This is a genomic window from Rufibacter latericius (genome assembly GCF_003721515.1).
Classification (GTDB): domain Bacteria; phylum Bacteroidota; class Bacteroidia; order Cytophagales; family Hymenobacteraceae; genus Nibribacter; species Nibribacter latericius.
This window is the reverse complement of record NZ_RJJD01000021.1, coordinates 284,067-303,351: the sequence shown is the minus strand read 5'-3', so window position 1 is coordinate 303,351 and position 19,285 is coordinate 284,067. Positions and strand designations below refer to the sequence as shown.

General features: G+C 49.0%; 17 protein-coding genes. 9 read left to right on the top strand and 8 right to left on the bottom strand.

The features are described from left to right. Positions 1-16: 16 nt before the first annotated feature. The gene (locus tag EFB08_RS21055; RefSeq protein ID WP_123129083.1) at positions 17-1,174 is read right to left on the bottom strand and encodes an LLM class flavin-dependent oxidoreductase; all 1,158 of its coding nucleotides are present in this window, start codon (positions 1,172-1,174) and stop codon (positions 17-19) included. A gap of 204 nt (positions 1,175-1,378) precedes the next feature. Between EFB08_RS21055 and EFB08_RS21050 the strand changes: the two genes are divergently transcribed. Next, on the top strand, positions 1,379-1,729 hold the full coding sequence (locus EFB08_RS21050) for a winged helix-turn-helix transcriptional regulator (RefSeq protein ID WP_123128947.1): 351 nt from the start codon (positions 1,379-1,381) through the stop codon (positions 1,727-1,729). Positions 1,730-2,069: 340 nt separating this feature from the next. Here EFB08_RS21050 and EFB08_RS21045 read toward each other — a convergent pair whose 3' ends face one another. Continuing rightward, positions 2,070-3,362, bottom strand: a complete 1,293-nt coding sequence (locus tag EFB08_RS21045) for a nucleoside hydrolase-like domain-containing protein (protein ID WP_123128946.1) — start codon at positions 3,360-3,362, stop codon at positions 2,070-2,072. A gap of 299 nt (positions 3,363-3,661) precedes the next feature. Between EFB08_RS21045 and EFB08_RS21040 the strand changes: the two genes are divergently transcribed. The 3 genes from EFB08_RS21040 (at position 3,662) to EFB08_RS23630 (ending at position 4,407) form a co-directional block, all read left to right on the top strand. Continuing rightward, complete coding sequence (locus tag EFB08_RS21040; RefSeq protein WP_394342987.1) at positions 3,662-3,937, top strand: recombinase family protein; 276 nt, start codon at positions 3,662-3,664, stop codon at positions 3,935-3,937. Positions 3,938-4,095: 158 nt separating this feature from the next. Next, on the top strand, positions 4,096-4,239 hold the full coding sequence (locus EFB08_RS21035; RefSeq protein ID WP_165864988.1) for a DUF2116 family Zn-ribbon domain-containing protein: 144 nt from the start codon (positions 4,096-4,098) through the stop codon (positions 4,237-4,239). Further along, positions 4,240-4,407 (top strand): hypothetical protein, encoded by a 168-nt coding sequence (locus EFB08_RS23630; RefSeq protein WP_165864987.1) that lies wholly within the window; start codon positions 4,240-4,242, stop codon positions 4,405-4,407. It begins immediately after the preceding gene. Positions 4,408-4,920: 513 nt separating this feature from the next. On the opposite strand, the gene EFB08_RS21030 is transcribed toward EFB08_RS23630, so the two are convergent. Together EFB08_RS21030 and EFB08_RS21025 are read right to left on the bottom strand one after the other, a co-directional pair. Further along, positions 4,921-5,685, bottom strand: coding sequence for a hypothetical protein (locus tag EFB08_RS21030; RefSeq protein WP_123129082.1), 765 nt, complete (start codon positions 5,683-5,685; stop codon positions 4,921-4,923). A 360-nt stretch (positions 5,686-6,045) separates the two neighbouring features. Beyond that, positions 6,046-6,417: a winged helix-turn-helix transcriptional regulator gene (locus tag EFB08_RS21025; RefSeq protein WP_123128943.1), complete on the bottom strand. Its 372-nt coding sequence runs from the start codon at positions 6,415-6,417 to the stop codon at positions 6,046-6,048. 123 nt (positions 6,418-6,540) lie between these two features. Here EFB08_RS21025 and EFB08_RS21020 point away from each other — a divergent pair, with 123 nt between their 5' ends. After that, positions 6,541-7,335: an SDR family oxidoreductase gene (locus EFB08_RS21020; protein ID WP_123128942.1), complete on the top strand. Its 795-nt coding sequence runs from the start codon at positions 6,541-6,543 to the stop codon at positions 7,333-7,335. A 19-nt stretch (positions 7,336-7,354) separates the two neighbouring features. Beyond that, positions 7,355-7,678, top strand: coding sequence for a nuclear transport factor 2 family protein (locus tag EFB08_RS21015; RefSeq protein ID WP_123128941.1), 324 nt, complete (start codon positions 7,355-7,357; stop codon positions 7,676-7,678). 216 nt (positions 7,679-7,894) lie between these two features. Here EFB08_RS21015 and EFB08_RS21010 read toward each other — a convergent pair whose 3' ends face one another. Together EFB08_RS21010 and EFB08_RS21005 are read right to left on the bottom strand one after the other, a co-directional pair. After that, the gene (locus EFB08_RS21010) at positions 7,895-8,476 is read right to left on the bottom strand and encodes an NADPH-dependent FMN reductase (protein ID WP_123128940.1); all 582 of its coding nucleotides are present in this window, start codon (positions 8,474-8,476) and stop codon (positions 7,895-7,897) included. Positions 8,477-8,576: 100 nt separating this feature from the next. Continuing rightward, entirely contained in the window at positions 8,577-8,978 is a 402-nt protein-coding gene (locus EFB08_RS21005; protein WP_123128939.1) for a DoxX family protein, read from the bottom strand. A 109-nt stretch (positions 8,979-9,087) separates the two neighbouring features. Between EFB08_RS21005 and EFB08_RS21000 the strand changes: the two genes are divergently transcribed. Together EFB08_RS21000 and EFB08_RS20990 are read left to right on the top strand one after the other, a co-directional pair. Further along, on the top strand, positions 9,088-9,465 hold the full coding sequence (locus tag EFB08_RS21000; protein ID WP_123128938.1) for a winged helix-turn-helix transcriptional regulator: 378 nt from the start codon (positions 9,088-9,090) through the stop codon (positions 9,463-9,465). A gap of 2,243 nt (positions 9,466-11,708) precedes the next feature. Further along, positions 11,709-15,248 carry an SMP-30/gluconolactonase/LRE family protein gene (locus tag EFB08_RS20990; RefSeq protein ID WP_123128936.1) on the top strand — a complete coding sequence of 1,180 codons (3,540 nt, stop codon included), beginning with the start codon at positions 11,709-11,711 and terminating at the stop codon, positions 15,246-15,248. Positions 15,249-15,398: 150 nt separating this feature from the next. Here the strand turns inward: EFB08_RS20990 and EFB08_RS20985 are convergent, their stop codons facing one another. Further along, complete coding sequence (locus EFB08_RS20985; RefSeq protein WP_123128935.1) at positions 15,399-16,022, bottom strand: TlpA family protein disulfide reductase; 624 nt, start codon at positions 16,020-16,022, stop codon at positions 15,399-15,401. A 244-nt stretch (positions 16,023-16,266) separates the two neighbouring features. Then, complete coding sequence (cysM, locus tag EFB08_RS20980; protein ID WP_123128934.1) at positions 16,267-17,145, bottom strand: cysteine synthase CysM; 879 nt, start codon at positions 17,143-17,145, stop codon at positions 16,267-16,269. A 487-nt stretch (positions 17,146-17,632) separates the two neighbouring features. Between cysM and EFB08_RS20975 the strand changes: the two genes are divergently transcribed. Continuing rightward, the gene (locus tag EFB08_RS20975; protein ID WP_123128933.1) at positions 17,633-19,114 is read left to right on the top strand and encodes a tetratricopeptide repeat protein; all 1,482 of its coding nucleotides are present in this window, start codon (positions 17,633-17,635) and stop codon (positions 19,112-19,114) included. Positions 19,115-19,285: the final 171 nt, after the last annotated feature.

The following is a 19,285-nucleotide window of genomic DNA, read 5'->3' as shown; positions in this document are numbered from 1 at the left end:
GTGATTAATGCTTGGCTTATGTTGCAGCCACTTTGGTGTGGCCTGCTGGGTAAATTTCTCTGAAACCTGGCTTGGGCAACTCCAGATTCCCCCTTAATGTATCGGATTCATACTCCGTCCGGAATATGCCGCGTTCCTGCAGAATAGGCACTACCAGCTCTATGAAATCCTTTAGGCCATGGGGATGATCCTGGCGGAGTATCAACATATCCATGGCTCCCTGTGCATGCCACTGTTGCACCAGATCTGCCACTTTTTCAGCTGAGCCTATAAATTGGGGACGGGGAAGACTGTTTTGGGGAGTGAACCGCAGCAGTTCCAGGTATTTTTCAAAAGCTTCCTGTTCTGTCCTGCCTACAATTGGATTTTGTGAGACGGCCACAACGAAATCCTCCGGCTTTCTGTCCTTTTCGACTAACCTGCGCCTTACCTCGTCTGCCATCCCCACCATCTCTTGCAGTGTGTTGCCATGGGTGAATACCCCGTCCGTATAGCTGGTGGCGTGGTCAAACAAGGTAGCCGACATGCCTGCCGTGTACAGCACCGGCCGACCCTGCACCGAACGGCTGATATTCAAGGGCCCATCCACCGAGAAATACTTACCCCTGTAATCAATGGTATGCATTTTACGGGGGTTCAGGTACACGCCACTCTTCTTATCTCTAATAAAAGCGTCGTCCTCGTATGTATCCCACAACCCTAGCAATATCTCCAGGAACTCTTTCTGCATGGGGTGCTGGTCTTTCTTGCCCAAATGGCCACGGCTGAAATTGACCATCCCGCCTGGGTTCGAGGTAATGGCATTCAAAGACGCGCGACCTTTACTTATTTTATCCAACGACAGGATCTGCCGGGCAACACTATAAGGGTCAGCGTAGGAAGTGGAGACCGTGGCTGAAAGCCCTATTTTCTTTGTATGCATGCTCAGGGCCGACATAACAGAAACCCCCTCGAACATGCTCAGGTAATGCGGGATGTTGCCAGGGCCTACATGGCTCACGTCGATCAAAAAGAGCGTGTCAAACTTTGCCGCTTCGGCCAGCTTAGCCTGCTGTATGTAAAAATCAATGTTCTCACTGGAGTCGGCCGGGATGTCGGGGTGCTGCCAGCCTACAAAATTCCATCCCGGGCCCTCAATGATGGCGGCCAGCTTTAACTTTTTTCTATTTTCCATTTCAATCATTCTCATTGGCTATTCCCACCCCTATAAGAACTTCTCTATGGGGAAGCAGGATATCAGATCCTTTCTGACTTTCCGAGTTTACCCCTGTTTAAAAGTTGGGCATCAACTTGATAACCGGTTGCAAATTTACGGGAAATTACTTTCCTTTGTAAAGCGCTTTCCTAAAGGAAAGCGAAATACTTTGCAAATAGTCAGATGGCAGTAAAGAAAGCATGCAGTGATTGCCTCAGCACAGTGATGCCGGTGCGGGATGCGCTAGAAGTAATCAACGGGAAATGGAAACTATCCATCATCATCTCCATAGGGGCAGGTAATGAGCGGTTCACCGACATCCAAGAGAGTATCCCCGGGATCACCCCCAAGGTCCTGGCCAAGGAGCTGAAAGAGCTTGAGCAGCACGAGTTGATCAAGAGGGTTATCATTGAGGATTACCCAATAAAGATCACCTACAAACTGCAGGATTATGCGGACACATTGACTCCTATCATCTATGCCCTGAAGGATTGGGGATTGAACCACCGTAGGAGGATTTTCAGCAAGGGGTAAGCAGCAGGTAGGGCAGACCGACTACTGATGGGGAAACCTTATGTTACGTTCTAAACCCAGGCCTTAAACTGTGGTCAACATAATATTCAACGTCGAACAGTCATTTCGCTAGGTCCGCATAGCCTGGAGATTTCCTTCGGGTTGGGTCATGGGCTTGTAGCCCAGGGGAAGGGCTGCCTTTGGGCAAGGTTGTGTATCTAATGGTTAACGGCTTCACGCGGGGAGGGACTTTGTGTTGCACCGGTCTCACCAAGGTACTAAGATGCCCAAAGCTGGAAAGTTGAGCCGCTGTTCCTCAGTCCGCATGCCGGGAACCCGATGTTGTGTGCAATTGCATGCTCTACCGTAGCCACTCCCATCGCTTCGCCCAATCCAGCAACACCTCTTCCCGCCACTTGCGGATGGTTTGCGCCCCTTGCCAGTTGCCGTCGAAGAGTTCCGGGGCGGATTTGTCCGTAAACCAGTTTGGCCCTAGTTTGAAGTAGTCTGACGTGGGTTTGCCCGGCCAAAGGTTATCGATCACCAGAGATCCAGTGCGCGTTTGGAATCCGGGGATCTCCGAGCTGATGGTGTATGTGATCTTATCGGCTTGTTTATGGGCGTATTGAATAGCGTACTCTCCGTCGCCCAAATAGTACCCTTGCCATTTCTGCTCACCGAAGCTGGCATTTATCGCCATGGTAAAGCAGGCGGAGTCCCGGGGCAAGTCAACCTTTGGTCCTGTGAAGCGGAACTCCAGTATCGCATACACATGGGCGGTGTCCCGGTCGGTGGTCGGTCCGTGAAAGATGGACCTTGGGCTATAGGGCATCTTCTCAAAACTCCCGCCCCAGGACTCCTTGGTAGGGTCGTTCGGGTCGCCGTCCATCACGTACAGCAAAGAAGGCGTATCGCCCATCTTCACGTTTCCCTTATAGCGGTTATTGTCGAAGTCATCGCCCAGGGAACCGGCAGACTGGATAAAGTTGGCAAAGTAGTTATTGCTGTTCAGTTTTTCCGAGCTGCCGGAGTTGGAGAAGAACCCCCGGTACGAGGCGTTGTTTTCTATAAACCAGAGATCCGGGAAGTTCCGGGCGATATAGGCGTACGAGTTGGCGCCCCATTTCTTGTTCGGTCCGCCGATCCAGTACACCCTGATATTGGACCGGATTTCCGGGGCATCATGCAACGCCTGGGCGAGGTCTTCCATTCCGCCCCATACCAGGATGCAAAGCGGCTGTGCGCTTTTTTTCTGGGCGCATTTGATGATCCAGTCCAAACCTTCGCTGGGCCTGGAATAACCAACATAAGGAGATATGCCCCTGTGACCTTGCTTGCTGACAGAACGCAGATAAGCAGGCGTGTTTAAACCTTTGTTGCGCCGTTTCAGTTTCGGGTAATCTTTTTCGTAGAGATCGATCATGCGCAGGATCTCCTCTTTCGAGCCGTCGCCATAGGAAGGGGAGGAAACCAGCCCCTCGATGGTAAACCGGTCACTGTACATGAGCAGATGGGCCATGGACTGGTTATCATCGGGGTCGGTGCCGCCGATGTCCGTGCTGATTAGAATGCGTGGCTTTACGGGAACAGGCTGCTGCGCATGGACTGCCTGGTAGCAAAACAAAAAGCAAAAGAAGAAAATCAGCTTATTCATTGTCTAAAAATAGCAAGAGGAGTGGGAATTGCACACAACTTTGGATAAACGGACCTGGGCTACCGAATATACTACTATATATGACTAAGTAAATGTGCGTTCGGGTTAAGTATTTTACTTCAAAATAATCCTTGCTTCAACTATTGCTTAAACACCTTGTCTGCGCAGATTCTAACCTCTACTTTCGCTTCAGTTCTAGCAAATGTCAGAATTGAAGTAATATATAGGGAAAAGAAGCGCCTTCCAAAGCCATCATCTACACCAGGGTCTCCAGAAGCGGGTAGACCACTACCCGCCAGATAATGGACCTAAAGGAAACAGGCTACGAAGTGTCAAAAGTGTTCTCCGAGAAAGTGTCCGGGTTCAGCAAGTCCATAGGGGAGAGGCAGGAACTTCAGAAAGCCCTTGCCTACCTGGACAAGGAAGAGATCAAGTGCCTGCTCATCCACAAGGTCTCCCGCCTGGGCAGCAACACCACCGAGGCTGCTCCGCACTCTTTCAGCCTTTTGCTGATGCGCGGGTCAGGCTTGTGCCAGAGGCGGATGAAGGGCTTTCCCCCGTGCTCCAAGGGTTGAGGTACAGGGTAGGGTTTAGACCAACATGCTGATGCATAGTGTTTTGTATTAAAGCGCCAATATAACAACTTGCCTGGCCTTAGCCGTAAACTCCCGTATGTGTCCGTATGTGTCCGGATAACCCGGAAATAAGCGAATGTATTCGGATAACCTGCGGTATGGAGAAAACAGGGAAACTTTGCGGCCACTGCGGGGAACCCATCACAGGCAGGGCAGACAAGCGGTTCTGCTCCGACCAGTGCCGCTCCCGGTCCGGGAACCGGAAGAAAATGGAGTACCGGGGCGAGCAACTCATGCGGTAGGTGACCTACGCCATGGGGCGGAACCGGCAGATCCTGGAGCGGTTCAGCCCCGAGGGGAAGACCACGCTGAGGCGAGAGGCGCTCGTGCAGGCCGGCTTCGACTTCCGCTACCTCACCCACCTCTATCTCACCCAGCGGGGCAGCACCTACCACTTCTGCTACGAATAAAGCTACCTATTGCTCCCCGAGGTGAAGGTGCTCATTGTAAACCACCAGGCCTACATGGACAGGTAAGAAGCCGATAACAAAGCTTATGTAAAGCTGTGGAAAGCCACTATCCATAATGGATTATAAGTCCAAAAGGCAGATAGCTTGTATTGTGCCATTAATGCTGATACGCGCAGTCCAAAGGCACCATGTAGAGATGCTGCTTCTTGGCAATTAGTATTATTTCTACCTATTACCCTTAGGAGTGAAAGGATATTGAACAACCTAAATCTTGGTAAGTAGATAAATATCCGCTGTTTGGCGGCAATCTAAGCAAGCTAGTCTAACAACAGCCTTCTGGTCTGAAGCCCCTTCTGACGCTCCAAGATAACATAGCTCTAGCGCTCTTCATGTCTGCCTTCCCGCTGCCCCTATGTCATTCGGGTTCACCCAAATCAACCCAGCATTTCTTTCCTGCTGTCTCAGGCCAAAGGATGGCAGTTGTTTTCCAGGAGTATATCAATCGTGGTAAGGTCAAGCCGAATAGAAGATCTTCAGGTAGCGAAACCGTTTTTTCATCAGTTTATTCTTCATCGGCTCAAACCTGAAAACCTCCTTTTTGTTCTTTGCAACGGTAATGTAGAAAGGCTGATTCATCTTTTTGGTAAGGTGATAGATGGTTTCCAGCTCCGCGATGTCTTCAAACCAGCTGGCCATTCCGTACAAGGAGGCGAAGGGTGTTTCACTGAGCTTTCTATAAACGTCAGGCGCCAAGCTTGATGCTACCTTTTTGCCGCTCCGGAAACGGGTCTTCTCCAGCAGTGAATCAGTGTAAGGAGGGGTTGGCACGTTCATTTTGTGCCAAACATCTTTCGTGAAGGGGGTTGGTTTCACCAAAGTTTCCTTCTCGTTAGGGTGAGGGGTGATGTCCAAAACGGCGTCTACCACGTGCGTAGCCTCGTGCAGTAGGACAAACAGAAAGGCATCTAAGTCACCTGCCTCCACTTTGATGTCGTACCCCTGGTTTTCTGATGGGTCAAAACAGGTATTCTCTTTCTGGGTGGCCCACTCCGAAATAGTCTCATGGAGTATTCCTGCCCGAAAAGTAATGTTGTACATTTTAGTGGAATCAGGTGTTTTTACAGGCGAGGTGAGCGCTGTATTGGGCATGTTGTCCATGAAACTGATGCTATGTAAATGCCCTTTAAGAATCTTCTGGTGCAGGGGAGGCAAGGCAGCAAAGGCTTTCTCCACCTTGGTCTTTTCAATTGCCGTTAATCCATGATCCGCTGGATTCATGCCGGCTTCCCTGAACATCTTGAAAACACTCTCCGGTGCCGCATAGATCCGGTCTCGTGGATTGAGAGGAGATTGTTGCGTGGGGGGCTGTGCGCAAAGGCTGAAAGACAAGAGGAGATGCAGGGCGCCAACGAAACATATCCTGAGCATAGCGTTCAATCTAAATGTGGACTGGTATTTAATTCTTTTTATCACAGGAAGTTACCGGTGAGTTCCTCTAAGGCAATCCCATAGAGGCATCTGTTACTATTATGGTAGCAGCTATCAACTGATTCAGTAAACCGGTTTGTGGTCATCCGCCAAGTTCTTCCTAGGTTGAGTTAAAAAAGTAATTCTTTGGGGAACTTGGAAGGAAGGCGATTACACAATATAGGTGTTTTCTGACCGCTTCAAAATAACCGAACGTAACAGCTCCTGGTGTTTATCGCCCCAATTTCCCAAAACTGACAAAACGGGGATCAAGGATTCTCCAAGTTCGGTAAGGCTGTACTCCACTTTGGGCGGTACAACCGGGTAAATGACCTTTGAGATAAATTCGTGCTCTTCCAGCTCTTTCAACTGCATGTTTAAGACCCGGCGGGAAGCATCCGGGATTTTTCGTTGCAATTCGCTGGGGCGTTTGTTTCCCTCGTGAATAAACCACAGCAAACGGATTTTCCATTTACCGTAGAGCACCTCACCGATCAGGTCAAGGCCGCAATTCAGGCTTGGCGGTATTTTCCTTTGGTACATCTTGTAAAATTATTCCAATGTTTGAAAAGGGGCAATAGGGGATAAATTTATCCCTATGCAATTCGTTTTTCCGTACTTGTTGTAGCTATACATACTTCTCATTATTGCCTAAAAATTTGAAGTATGGAAGAGCAAGTTAACTTTAATAACGAGTTATCGGGCAAGATCGCCTTGGTAACCGGTGGTACCAAAGGAGCGGGGAAAGCCATTGCCGAACGTTTGCTTCAGGCCGGGGCAACCGTCATCATCACCGCAAGAAACCAACCCGAGGCACCTAACAAAGATCTTCATTTTATTTCTGCGGATCTAGGTACCCCCGAAGGAACCCAAAAGGTAGTACAGAAAGTCCTCTCCGAATTTGGCGGATTAAATATTCTGGTAAACAACTTGGGCGGTTCAGAAACCGCAGGGGGCGGGTTTGCCGTGCTGACAGATGAAGCGTGGGTGAAATCCATCCAGACTAATTTGCTGGCTCCTGTTCGGTTAGACAGAGGGTTCTTACCCCAGATGATTGCCAGAAAAAGCGGCGTCATTATTCACATCACCTCCATCCAGGGCAGGCTACCTCTGTATGACTCCACCTTACCCTATGCCGCTGCCAAAGCCGGGCTAACCAATTACAGCAAAGGATTATCAAAAGAGGTAGCGCCCAAGGGAGTGCGGGTTCTGTCTGTTGCACCCGGTTGGATCATGACAACCGCTTCCACTAGGATGATGGAACGGATCGCTGAAAGCTCCAACAGCACAGTAGCGCAGGCCACCCAGAGTGTCATGGAGGCATTGGGTGGAATCCCAATTGGAAGACCGGCAAAACCCGAGGAGGTGGCCGAACTGGTTGCCTTTCTGGTTTCCCCAAGGGCTAACTACCTCACCGGCACGGAATACGTCATTGACGGAGGAACAATACCCACCATTTAATAACCAATAAACTATAAAGATGAACTTACCAAACGTAGTGTCAGATTTAGTAAAGGCGCAGAATACGCACGACAGTGCTGCTTACGCCAGTTGTTTCTCTGAAAAAGCCATAGTGGTAGATGAGGGGAAAACCTACTATGGAAAAGCTGAAATCCGGCAATGGATAGAAACAGCAAACAAGAGTTACAAGACGGTTATGGAGCCGATCGATTTCAAGGAAAACGGATCCATAAGTGTTTTGAAAGCGGAGATCTCAGGTTCCTTTCCCGGCAGCCCGGCTGTGTTGGGTTATCATCTTGAATTAGAAGAGGGGCTGATCCAGTCATTGAAAATAACAGGCTGAGGAAGGTACTTCAACGGCATTCTAAGTAAAAAAGGCTGACGCGGTTGATTCAGCGTCAGCCCTTATCATAGATTATAATCTGTTTTATGGAAGCTGTTTAGCGTTATTCTATGCTACTCGCTTCGGGCAAACTGATTTCCTGTTTAGCGGCTGTTTTCAGGAAAACAGCCGCTAAACAGGAAATTTCAGCATATGTGTCAGGCGAAGCCGAAAACGCTAAACAGCTTCAAAAACCAAGGCTGCTCGCACTGGCTGTAAGGCAGCAGACCAAGCGGTAACCTGGTCAAGCATAAGGTTAAGCTGCTTTTGGTGTTCAGCGGTGGGTTTGAAAACAGTAAATTCCTCAAAATCAGTAAACAGAGACAGGGCCACCTGAGCCCGAACATCGGCCACCAACAGCTCCCCCATAATCAACCTCAGGTGTTCCACAGCCCTTGTTCCGCTGGCCGAGCCGCCGTAGCTCACAAAGCCGGCGGCCTTGTTCCCCCACTCGTAGTACAGATAGTCAATGGCATTTTTGAGGGCGCCAGACGTGCTGTGGTTATACTCCGGCGTGACGAATACATATCCGTCAAAAGAATCTATTTTTTCTGACCATCTTTTGGTATGCTCATGGGCATACTTCTTCCAAAAGGGGGAGAGAGGTTCATCAAAAAGCGGGAGATTATAGTCCGCTATGTCTACCAGTTCATAGGCTGCATCCTGCCGCTCTTTTGCCTTTTCCACCACCCATTTGGCAACTTGTTCATTCACCCGACCGGGGCGGGTACTACCGGTTATAATTGCAATCTTAACCATATTCTTTTTTTGTTTAGTTAGAAAGTGTGCTGATTTTCTTTGCATTCCTCGGCGCCTGCGGCCAGCGTTTTAGCCTTTAAATGGCCAAATCAGGCCTAAACTAGGCTCCTTGGTTTTGAATGGACGTGGTGCTTACCATGGGCAGGTACTTCTCTCTGTTCTCATAAATCACCCATACGTTTATGGCGAAAAGAACCAGGCTCAGGCCAACACTCGCTCTATCATGCGCAAAGTGATGCACGACAATGCCCACCATAACCGGTAATATAACAAGGGCACCCAAAGACCTGTACCTGGGGATGGCAATGAGGATACCGCCTACTATCTCTGCAACCGCCACGAGGGGAAGAATCCACCCGGTGGTGACAAGGGCCATTATAACCGGCATCATTTCCGGGGAGGCTTCCGGCATGGGGATGTAGTGGAAGAATTTGTTTAACCCAAAGTTGACCATTATCAGGCCGAACAGAAGGGTGAGTGCTACCAGGATCTTGTTTTTCATATTTCATTTGTTTTAACAGGTCAAATGTACCTACCTTCACTATACAAAAGTTAGGACTATGTAAAAGGATAGTAGTAACCTTTGGGTTAGTTTATAAGCAGGAACCAAAATGAAAACCGAAGAAGGAGATCAATTAAAAAGCGGCGAGTGTTGTGAAAGTCTCCCCGCCATTGAGGATGCTTTGTATGTGATAGGAGGGAAGTGGAAACTTAGAATCACCTTGGTGCTGATTGAGGGAGGAAGCAAACGCTTCAATGAGCTTCAACGGGCGCTGAAGAACATTTCCCCCAGGGTGCTTTCGCACGAGCTGAAGGAACTTGAGCTTAATGGGTTCGTGAAAAGGAACGTCTATTCAGAGGCAACTCCCGTGGTGGTGGAATACGAGGCGACCGAATACAGCCTGACCCTTAAAAAAGTGTTGGGAGCGCTTGTGGAATGGGGAAGCATGCACCGACAAAAAGTAAAAGAAATTTCACTGCCGGCGTAATTACTTGTGCTCCAAATAGGCAGGAAGCAATGGCATTACCCAGTCCCTCTAAAGAGTACTATCTTGGAAGGTCAAACGCCTTTGAAAAGCCTTTAACCAATGGTTTATTAAGAAAAATGCGGCAAACCTAATGAGATAAGTTGGCACATTTATCTCGATACCCAATTCCGAAGCTATCCTCTTCATGTAGGTGTTTATGTTCTTGATGGTCTGTTTGATGGCAGCCATTTTCTTCTCAGGGGAAAGCCCTTCTTTGAGGATCGGGAAAACGTAAGCATCAGGATGGGGAGCTTGTTCCCTCCAGCGCTTTTTGATCTTAGCGGCATTTATTAACAGAACATTAATTGATTTCTGATTGTGGCGAGTGGTTCGCTTTGTCTTTGACCGTATAAATTAGTATCTGGTATCACCCTTTTCCAAAGGGATACAGGTCGGGAAGAATATCTTCAGCGGCGATTGCCTCGTTGAACAAAGCCCACAGATTGCGAGGGTAAATTCCTATTGTCGTGGTTGACTTGCCGCATTTCTCCAGCCATTTACTCTTATTCATTTAAAAATTGCGAAGTGACGAAGGGTAATCGCTTTATCTTCTTTAAAAGGATTCCCTTTTGGCCCCAGCTTGATCTAAGGTGAGTCCTTTGTTCCTAGTCATAGCTCTTCGTGGAGAAAGGATAGGAGGGAGAAGTTGGCATTCTCGTACGTCTTGGCAGTTCCTAACTGACCCACTTTGGAGAGGCGTTCAACGGCGCCAGCAATTTTGCTTAAGCATAGGTTTAAAACTGTGAGGAGGTGTGGATTTTATTTAAAGGAAGCTTATTCCAAGTGCGGTAAGAAGAATTAAGGCGAATCTTAACCAGGCTATAAACAAGAATATTGGATTTAATAAAGCTAACTTATCGATTGCTCATTTTCTTACCTATAATTCAGCAGGCACCTGTTAGTTTGGGTTTTATAGCAACTATTTACTTTGTAAAAGGTTCAGATTCTCTTAATTGTCTCCTTTTCTCATTTAAGTCACCTTTATTGCGTTGGCTTTCCTTAAAACAGTGAATGGTTACAGTATGATCGAGCCATACCAAGGGACACACCCTCAGGTGCAAAGCCAAGCGCCTTATGCATGGCTATCTTTTCCGTTGCTGCTCTCTTTTTAATTAATTATTATATTTTGAGTTCAAAGCTATGTAAGGAGTTTACCAATAATTAGAAAGTCGTTCGGGGTTGAAGTAACCAAGGGGAAAGCTTTGCGTCGGGATTATTCCAGCATTTTATTTAGGCCAAGTACTTATTAAGTACTGACAAAGATTAATTTAATAGCTATCCATCTATAGGAAAGTTGGTATTAAACTTGGGGAATTGGAATAAATCTTTATTGGTTATATTTAAGGTGAAATAATTTTAATCAATTAACAAATATTGATTTAATGCAAAACTTATCCTGTGAAGTGTTTAGTTAATCAACATATTAAAATCTTTAAATAAATTATATAATTATTTTTTTATTTCAATTCTATTGATTAAAATTGTTTGAAAATAATCTAAATAGAAAACGCCTTCATTTTTGCGGGAGGTGTTAATCCGATAGGAGTCTGAGGGGTCTGATTGATATACATTCAATTCTTATCTTCCATTTTAGTACCTACTTTCTGACGTACAAAGACTGGAATTTTAACATACAAGCCAGGGAAACTTGCGGCATAATTTAGTTAGCTCGTACATTATCAATATTGAATTTATTATAAATATAGTAATTATAGATATTCTCCTCTGTGCACCAATCCCCCTTGTGCACCAACCTTCACAAATTCACTTATAAGATAGGCACTGGAGAACTAGGCATAGGATTCTTATGCCTTTTACTTCCCTTTTATGGGCACTTTTAGTTAAACAGTTTGAAAAAATTGGCTCTCCAAACGTTTGCTATGAGTAAACGGATCCCGTCCATGGTACTAGCACTTGGAAGCTAGGTTCCAAATTCCCAATTAGCTGCTATGGCTTTTCCCTGCAAGTAAACCCATTCAACCTTTTGGATGGATCAAAGCACCCATGTGCTTTGGTAACGAATTTGATGGGCAGCCTGGCTTGGGCAAAATACCTGATCTTTTTCCATTTCTGGATGGGCCTGGCCTACCTGCCGCCTTCACCCCATTTTTTCTCCGACCTTTTGCCGGGAGAGAGAAGTTCCTTCCCGCACTATCCTGCTGTACACAAGCCTCAGTACCATTCAATCTCTAAATCCTTAGATCATGCAAAGTACTACCCGAAATTCCATTCTGGCTACCAAGTTATGGGCTCTGGTGGCCCTCCTGTTCACTGCCGTGCATGTTTCCTCGGCCCAGAATTATGAATATAAAAGCCAGATCGGCTCCCAGGCCCAGGGCTTGGCTCAGTTCCTGAGTCCCCGCGGAGTTGCAAGAGATGCCCAGGGCAATATTTACATAACAGATTACACCAATAACCGGGTGCAAAAGCTTAATTCCCAAGGAGGCTTCCTGATGAATATCGGTTCTCCGGGTTCAGGCAATGGGCAGTTTGCCCACCCAAGCGCCGTGGCAGTTGATGGACAAGGTAACATCTTTGTGACGGACCTGGATAACTCTCGGGTGCAGAAGTTCAACGCCCAAGGCACCTTTCTGTTGGCTTTCGGCAACAGGGGCGGGGAGAGCGGCCAGTTTATTCAACCCAACGGTTTAGCCTTGGATGCGGCAGGCAATGTGTATGTAACCGACCAGTTTAACTCCAGGGTACAAAAGTTTAACAATCAAGGAGTATATCAAATGAAGATTGGGTCAAATGGCACCGGCGACGAGCAATTTCAGGTCACTATTGCCGTGGCCTTAGACCAGCATGGAAATATCTACATAGCTGACTACGCCGATTTCAGCGGCAATTCTCAAGTGAAAAAGTTTAGCCCCGAAGGTACTTTCCTGCTAAAGTTTGGTGCGTCGGGCAGCGAGGATGGTCAGTTTAATATTCCCAGTGGATTGGCCGTAGATGGGGCAGGAAATGTGTTCGTTTCTGATCAAAATAATCACAGGATACAGAAATTCAGTGCCGAGGGTAACTTCCTGTCAAAATTTGGTTCCTTTGGTACCGCAGAAGGCCAGTTCCGCTTTGCGAGCGCACTCACCCTGGATGGGCAAGGTAATGTGTATGTGGCTGACCGGGACAACAACCGGGTGCAAAAGTTTAACCCCGAGGGTACTTTTGTCAGCTTGATGGGCACCAATGGGGCAGGGGAAGGGCAGTTTGCCGGGGGACCCATCGGGATAGCAGTGGATGGAAACGGCAACCTTTACGTGACTGAATTCGGGAACCTACGGGTGCAGAAGTTTAACTCCCAAGGTAGCTTTGTGCTTAAGTTTGGCTCTCCCGGCTCTGGCAATGGCCAGTTCAGCTTTCCCAACTCCATTGCGGTGGATGCCGCGGGCAACATGTACGTCACAGACCAGTCAAACCAGCGGTTCCAGAAATTTGATGCCCAGGGAAACTTCGTTTTCAAGGTTGGCTCCACCCGAGGATCGGCGGACGGACAGTTCGCTAACCCCAATGGAATTGCTCTGGATCAACAAGGCAATATTTATGTTTCTGATGCCAGCAATAACCGAATCCAGAAATTTGGCCCCCAGGGAAACTTCCTCTCTAAATTCGGTACCGCAGGCTCTGGAAGTGGCCAGTTCAACTTTCCCGTGGGTATTGCCGTTGACGCTGCAGGCAACATCTATGTGGCGGAGCAGAACAACTTCCGGGTACAGAAATTCAGCCCACAGGGTACTTTCCTCCTAAAGATCGGATCTCAGGGAACCGGCGACGGCAAGTTTGTTGGTCCCCGGGCTGTAGCGGTAGATGACGCGGGTAATATCTTTGTGGTGGATGGCAGCGGCCATAACGTTCAAAAGTTTGACGCCCAAGGTAATTTCATCTCCCGTATCGGCTCCCAGGGCATGGCTATGGGGCAGTTCCAGTTTCCCCAAGGGGCAGCTGTAGATGCCCAAGGCAATCTGTTTGTGACCGATCAGGGGAGTCAACGGGTGCAGAAATTTTCACCCCGTCAAGTAACGCAGGCTCCTGTACTGGATTTTATCGGCAACAAGGAAGTGAATGAAGGAGCCCCGCTGAGCTTCACCGCCACCGCCCAAGGCGGCGCCTCGCTGACCTTTTCGCTAGCTGGTATCGTGCAGGAGGGAGCACGGATTGAAACCCAGACGGGTGTCTTCAGTTGGGCGCCTAGCGAGGCTCAGGGGCCGGGCACTTTTTCCTTCACGATTAAGGTGAGCGATGGCACCCAGTCGGATGAAGAGGATATCACAGTGACGGTGAATGAAGTTAACCAGCCGCCGGTGATAATGCCTATCGGCAATAAAGAGGTGATAGCAGGTCAGTTGCTGGCCTTTACTGCCAATGAAATTGATGCGGATCTTCCACTCCAGGCTGTAAGATGGAGTGTGTCCTCGCTGCCAACTGGAGCCAGCCTGAACGAGGAGACAGGTGAATTTTCCTGGATCCCAACATCTGCTCAGATGGGCGACCACCGGATGACCTTCCTTGCCACAGACGGGGTGGAGACTGTGCAAGAAGAGATAACTATTAAGGTGACGACCTCAAATGCCACCCCGGACTTAGAACCCATCCCCCCCCAGACGGCAACCGTAGGCCAGGTGCTGACTTTTACGGCGAAAGCTACTGATTCCAATACCGACCAGCAGCTTTCCTTCAGCCTGGTAAATGCACCGAGTGGGGCTATCATTGAACCTGGTAGCGGCATTTTTACTTGGGCTCCAGGTTCAAACCAGGCAGGAAGTCATACCTTCCAGGTACGCGTCACAGACAATGGTTTCCCGGCCCTCTTTGCGGAAAAGCCTGTAATTGTCACTGTGATTGCTGCCCAGCTCCAGTACACGCTCACCGTTACCACGCCGGTAAACGGCAGTGTGACTAAAAGCCCTGACCAGCCCAGTTACGCGAGCGGCAGCACCGTGACATTGACCGCCACCCCCGTGGCTGGGTACAAATTTGCCGGTTGGAGCGGTAGCGTTACCAGCACCCTTACGCCCCTCACTGTTACCATGGACGGCAATAAGACCGTCACCGCCATCTTCGAGGCCCAGACCACGGGATTACAGGTGCTGGGGTTTACGCTCATTGACGCCCAGACGAACCAGCCCCTTGGGGATATCGCCGAAAACCAAGTGCTCAACCTGGCGGCACTGCCGGCTCAGCTCAACATTCGGGCTAATACCAGCTTCGGCGCCAAAAGTGTGGAGTTCAAGTTGGAGGGGCCTCAGAAGAGGGAGTGGACCGACTCCAACGTCCCCTTCGCGCTTTACGGAGACACCGGCGGCGATTACCACAACTGGGCCCCGGCGGTAGGCACCTACCGGCTGCGCGCCAGAGCCTACAGCCAACCTGATCGCAGGGGCAACTCCAGTGACCGGCTGGAACGCAACTTCAAGGTGGTGAATAAGCCCGTGGCACTTGCCAGTGTGGTCACCCGGCGGCAGGTGCTACAGGGGCTTGAACCTGACCAGGTGGAACCAGTTCTTTACCCTAACCCGACCGCAGACGGGCAGGTGCAAGTGTTGCTACCCTCGGGTTGGCAGGACCCTATCGCCTATACCCTGGTGTCAGGTTCTGGCAGGCGGTTGTTCCACAGCGAAGTTTCGACAAGCCAATCCGGCGGGGAACTGCGACTGGACTTGGGGCGGCAGATGCCGCGGCCCGGTATCTATTTCCTTCACCTGACAGGGAAAGGCACACAGGCTTCCTTTAAGGTGGTGAAAGAGTAAGTGCTAATTAAAATTAAGAGGGCAAGTAATAGATTGTTTACCGATGCTAATTCCCGCTGCATCCTAGCTTGTTACCAGAAAGGCTAGGATGCAGCGAGCCCTTGTATCCTGAAATACTGTTTGCGCGCAATGGCTGAAGAACCATAATTTCTATTTGGCCAGACTCAAGAGAAAGTCCCGCATTTCCTGAGTGTCATAATCTGCAAGGCCTATCTGTTTGGAGACAATTTTGCCTTCGGGGGAGATGATGAAGGTGCTGGGAATGGAAGGGCTTTCAAACTCTTGGGGCAGCGGGGTGTCTGGAAGGTATACCGGAAAAGTGTAGCCCTTTTTCTGAATATGTTTCTGCACTTTTGGTAAGCCTGCTGCATCTACCGAGAGCATGACAAAGGCAATTTTAGGGGAGTTTACTTTCTCGTACAAACGCTGGATGTTGGGCATTTCTGCCACGCACGGAGGGCACCAAGTAGCCCAGATATTCAGAAACACCACTTTGCCGCGTAGGCTCTCAAAAGAAACGCTCTGTCCGTCTAGAGTTGTCATCCGGAATCCAGCGCCTGCCATCTCTGAAGTAGAAGCAGGGGAAGTAACTGTCTTTTCAGGAGAAGGTACTGCCTCCGGAACATCGGCCTTTTTGAGACCGGTAGCTAACATAAGCCGTTGAAGTTGACCAATGGTTTCGGTGTGCAGGCCCGTTAAATATAAAACCCCGAAGATCACCAGAAGAATAGCCCAACCCGGAATGCGGCTAAAGGAGAATTTATGTTTGTTCATGTAGTTTGGATAACCTCTTATTTCTAAATTCCCCTTATGGTTGATAGCCCGTGGAATCTGCTTTTAACTGAAAAATTGGAAAACTTAAAGTTTCCCGCTGACAAAGGCTTAAGGAAAAGAGCTTCTAAAGGCTAACTAATCCCTGTTTCCGTTCACATCATGGTAAGTCCGTTTTAAGCCCCTTTTTAGAAAACCAGGCCTGAAACAGCCTTTGTTTGCTCTATAATAGAACCAAGCAACGGCTTTACTCAAAAAGATCTGTGCTGAGGTAACGGTCGCCGCGGTCGCAGACAATGAAGACAATAATTCCTTCCTCCAGTTCCTGGGCCAACCGGACACTGGCTTGCAGCGCACCTCCGCTACTCATGCCCGCCAGAATTCCCTCTTCTTTGGCCAACCTTCTGGTCATGAGGGTGGCTTCCTCTTCACTGATGTCCAGGATGCGGTCTACCCGTTCTGGTTCGTAGATCTGGGGCAGAAACTCCGGCGACCACCTCCTGATGCCCGGAATATTTGAATTAGGCCCCGGCTGCGTTCCCACAATCTGGATGGCGGGGTTCTGCTCCTTCAGGTACTGCGAGACGCCCATTATGGTGCCCGTGGTTCCCATGGCAGACACAAAATGGGTGACCTGTCCTTGGGTGTCTCTCCAGATCTCGGGACCCGTGGTTTTGTAATGCGCCAGGTAATTGTCTGGGTTAGAGAACTGGTTCAGGAGATAGTATCCTTCCTTGGCGGCCATTTCCTCGGCTAACTCCCGGGAATATTCAATGGTTTTGGCAGAGGGAGTCAGAATGAGTTGCGCGCCGTAGGCTTCCATGGCTTTGACCCGCTCAGAGGTGGAGTTGTCGGGCATGATCAACGTGATGTTGAGGCCCAGTGCCTGCGCAATCATGGCCAGGGCGATGCCTGTATTTCCGCTCGTGGCTTCTACCAATTTATCACCGGTTTGAATGTCTCCACGGTCCAAAGCGCTTTTGATCATGTTGTAGGCCGGACGGTCCTTCACGCTGCCCGCCGGGTTCTGACCTTCCATTTTGGCGAAGATCCGCACGTTTTTAGAAGGGGAGATATGCTGAAGTTCCACCAGAGGTGTATTCCCAATCAGGTCGAATAGGTTCATGGTTCTCGGTTTGTCTCAGGTGTTGATCAGATTAGCCTTAAAGGTTTCTCTTTTCCAAGGCAAATAAAATAGCTGAGTTGGCGCCAAATTTAGGAGGGATACGGCAAATACCTTCTATTTAAAGGCCAGTTTTGCGAAACAAGGGTAAATCCAAGAAGCCATTTTGGGAAAGCTCTTGCTGAAGTTTCGGGCTTCAGCCGATGATCGGCCTCAGAAAGTCTTAGAAAGGAATGATCAGTGGCTTATCAAATGGTTTCGACCGCCTTGATGGATGAAAAAACCAAAACTTCCTTAGGTGGAAAAGCCTGAAAAGGTTAAATTTAGGTAAGAACTGATTATTTCTGGTAAGGCATACTTTTACTGCCTAACCGCCCCAAAGTTATGGCTGCTCAGGCCATAAAAGAATGCCCTGGTAGGTGACACCCTTCTGCCGTGTTATCTGTGTCCTTTCCCTTCCCAAGCTTTTCTTTTTCATTCCCTTTGAATCATGAGAAAATCATTGTTTTCCCTTTTTTTCTTTCTGTGCCTGGCCATGGGTTTTCTGCTGCTCAGCAGTTTCCCTGCTCTGGCCCGGCAAGAAATGAATGCCGAGATCCCCATCACCACCAAATCTGAGAAAGCCCGGCAATTGTACAAAGATGCCCTGGATTACCTGGGCAACATCAAAACCGCCGAAACCCAGGAAGCTCTGGACAAAGCCCTGCAACTTGACCCTGATTTCGCGGCCGCCCACCTCCTGCGGGCCCAGGTCTCCGGTCCCGATCAGCAAGCCTTTATGAAACACTACGCCAAAGCCGTGGCTTTGAAAGGAAACGTCTCTGAAGGCGAGCAACTTTTGATATCTATTACGCAGGCCAACGTGGAGAACAAACCGCAGGAAGCCTTTCATGCCCTGGATAAACTGGTAGATCTTTACCCCAGTGACAAGTACGCCCACCTAATCAACGGGCAGTATGCTTTCAACCACCATGATGTTGACAAAGCCATCACCCATTTCCGCAAAGCGGTAGCCCTTGATCCTTCTTTTGGCGCAGGGTATAATCTGTTAGGCTACGCTTACACCAGAAAAGGAGACTATGCCAAAGCCGAGGAGGCGTTCAGGAATTACATAAAAGCCGAGCCAGACGAGGCCAACCCTTATGACTCCATGGCCGATTTGCTCACCAAGCGAGGCAAACACCAGGAAGCTATTCAGAACTACCAGAAAGCGGCCGCTTTGGATCCCCAATTCAACGTTTCCCTTACCAAAGTGGGACATAACTACCTGCTCATGGGCCAACCAGAGGAAAGCCGCAAAGCCTACCAGCTAGCCGAAAGCAAAGCCACTCACTATGCAGACAAAGTAGACAACATCATGGCCCTGGCCGAGTCTTACCTGTATGAAGGCCGGTACAAAGAGGCCATGCAAACTGCTAGCCGGGGAATCAAGCTCCTGCAGCAAAATAAAAACATCCCATATCTGGCTTGGGCCTATCTGCAGCAAGGCGAAGTCTACACCCAAATGAATGACCTGGAGAAAGCCAAAGGCAGCCTGGCCCAGTTAAAAGCCCTCAAAGCCAGTCCGGGTTTAACCCCTCACCAGAAAGCCAACTTCAAGAACCAGCAGTTATTCCTGGAAGCCCTCATCGCCACCAAAGCCAAGGATTTCGCACAGGCGAACGCCAAGGCGGAGGAACTGAAAACCAAATTGGGAGCTAATGCCACCGTTGCCCAGATGATGAATTACCACAAATTGATGGGCATAATCGCCTTCCTGCAAGGAGATGTGCAAAAGTCGCTTTCCCACCTGGCCCAGGCAGACCAGAACAATCCCCGGGTTTTGTATTATCAGTCACTGGCCGAAGCCAAGGCCGGAAACGCTGAGAAGGCCGCGCAAATTGAAAAGAAACTAAACACCCTCAACGAACCCAGCCCCGAGTACGCCTTGGTTAAAGCCTCCATGGTCACCTCCAAAATGGCGGTGAAGTAAGAAACTTACCCTGAGAATACAGTTGCCTGCAGAAAACCAATTCCAGGCACCTGCTTTTTGGCCAGCTTTTAAGGGGAGGACGGTGTGGGCAACTTCATCACATTTTTAGGCCGTTTTTCAGAAAACAAGACCAAAACGCGCAGAGGCACGTGCCTTCCTTTCAGGGTAGAA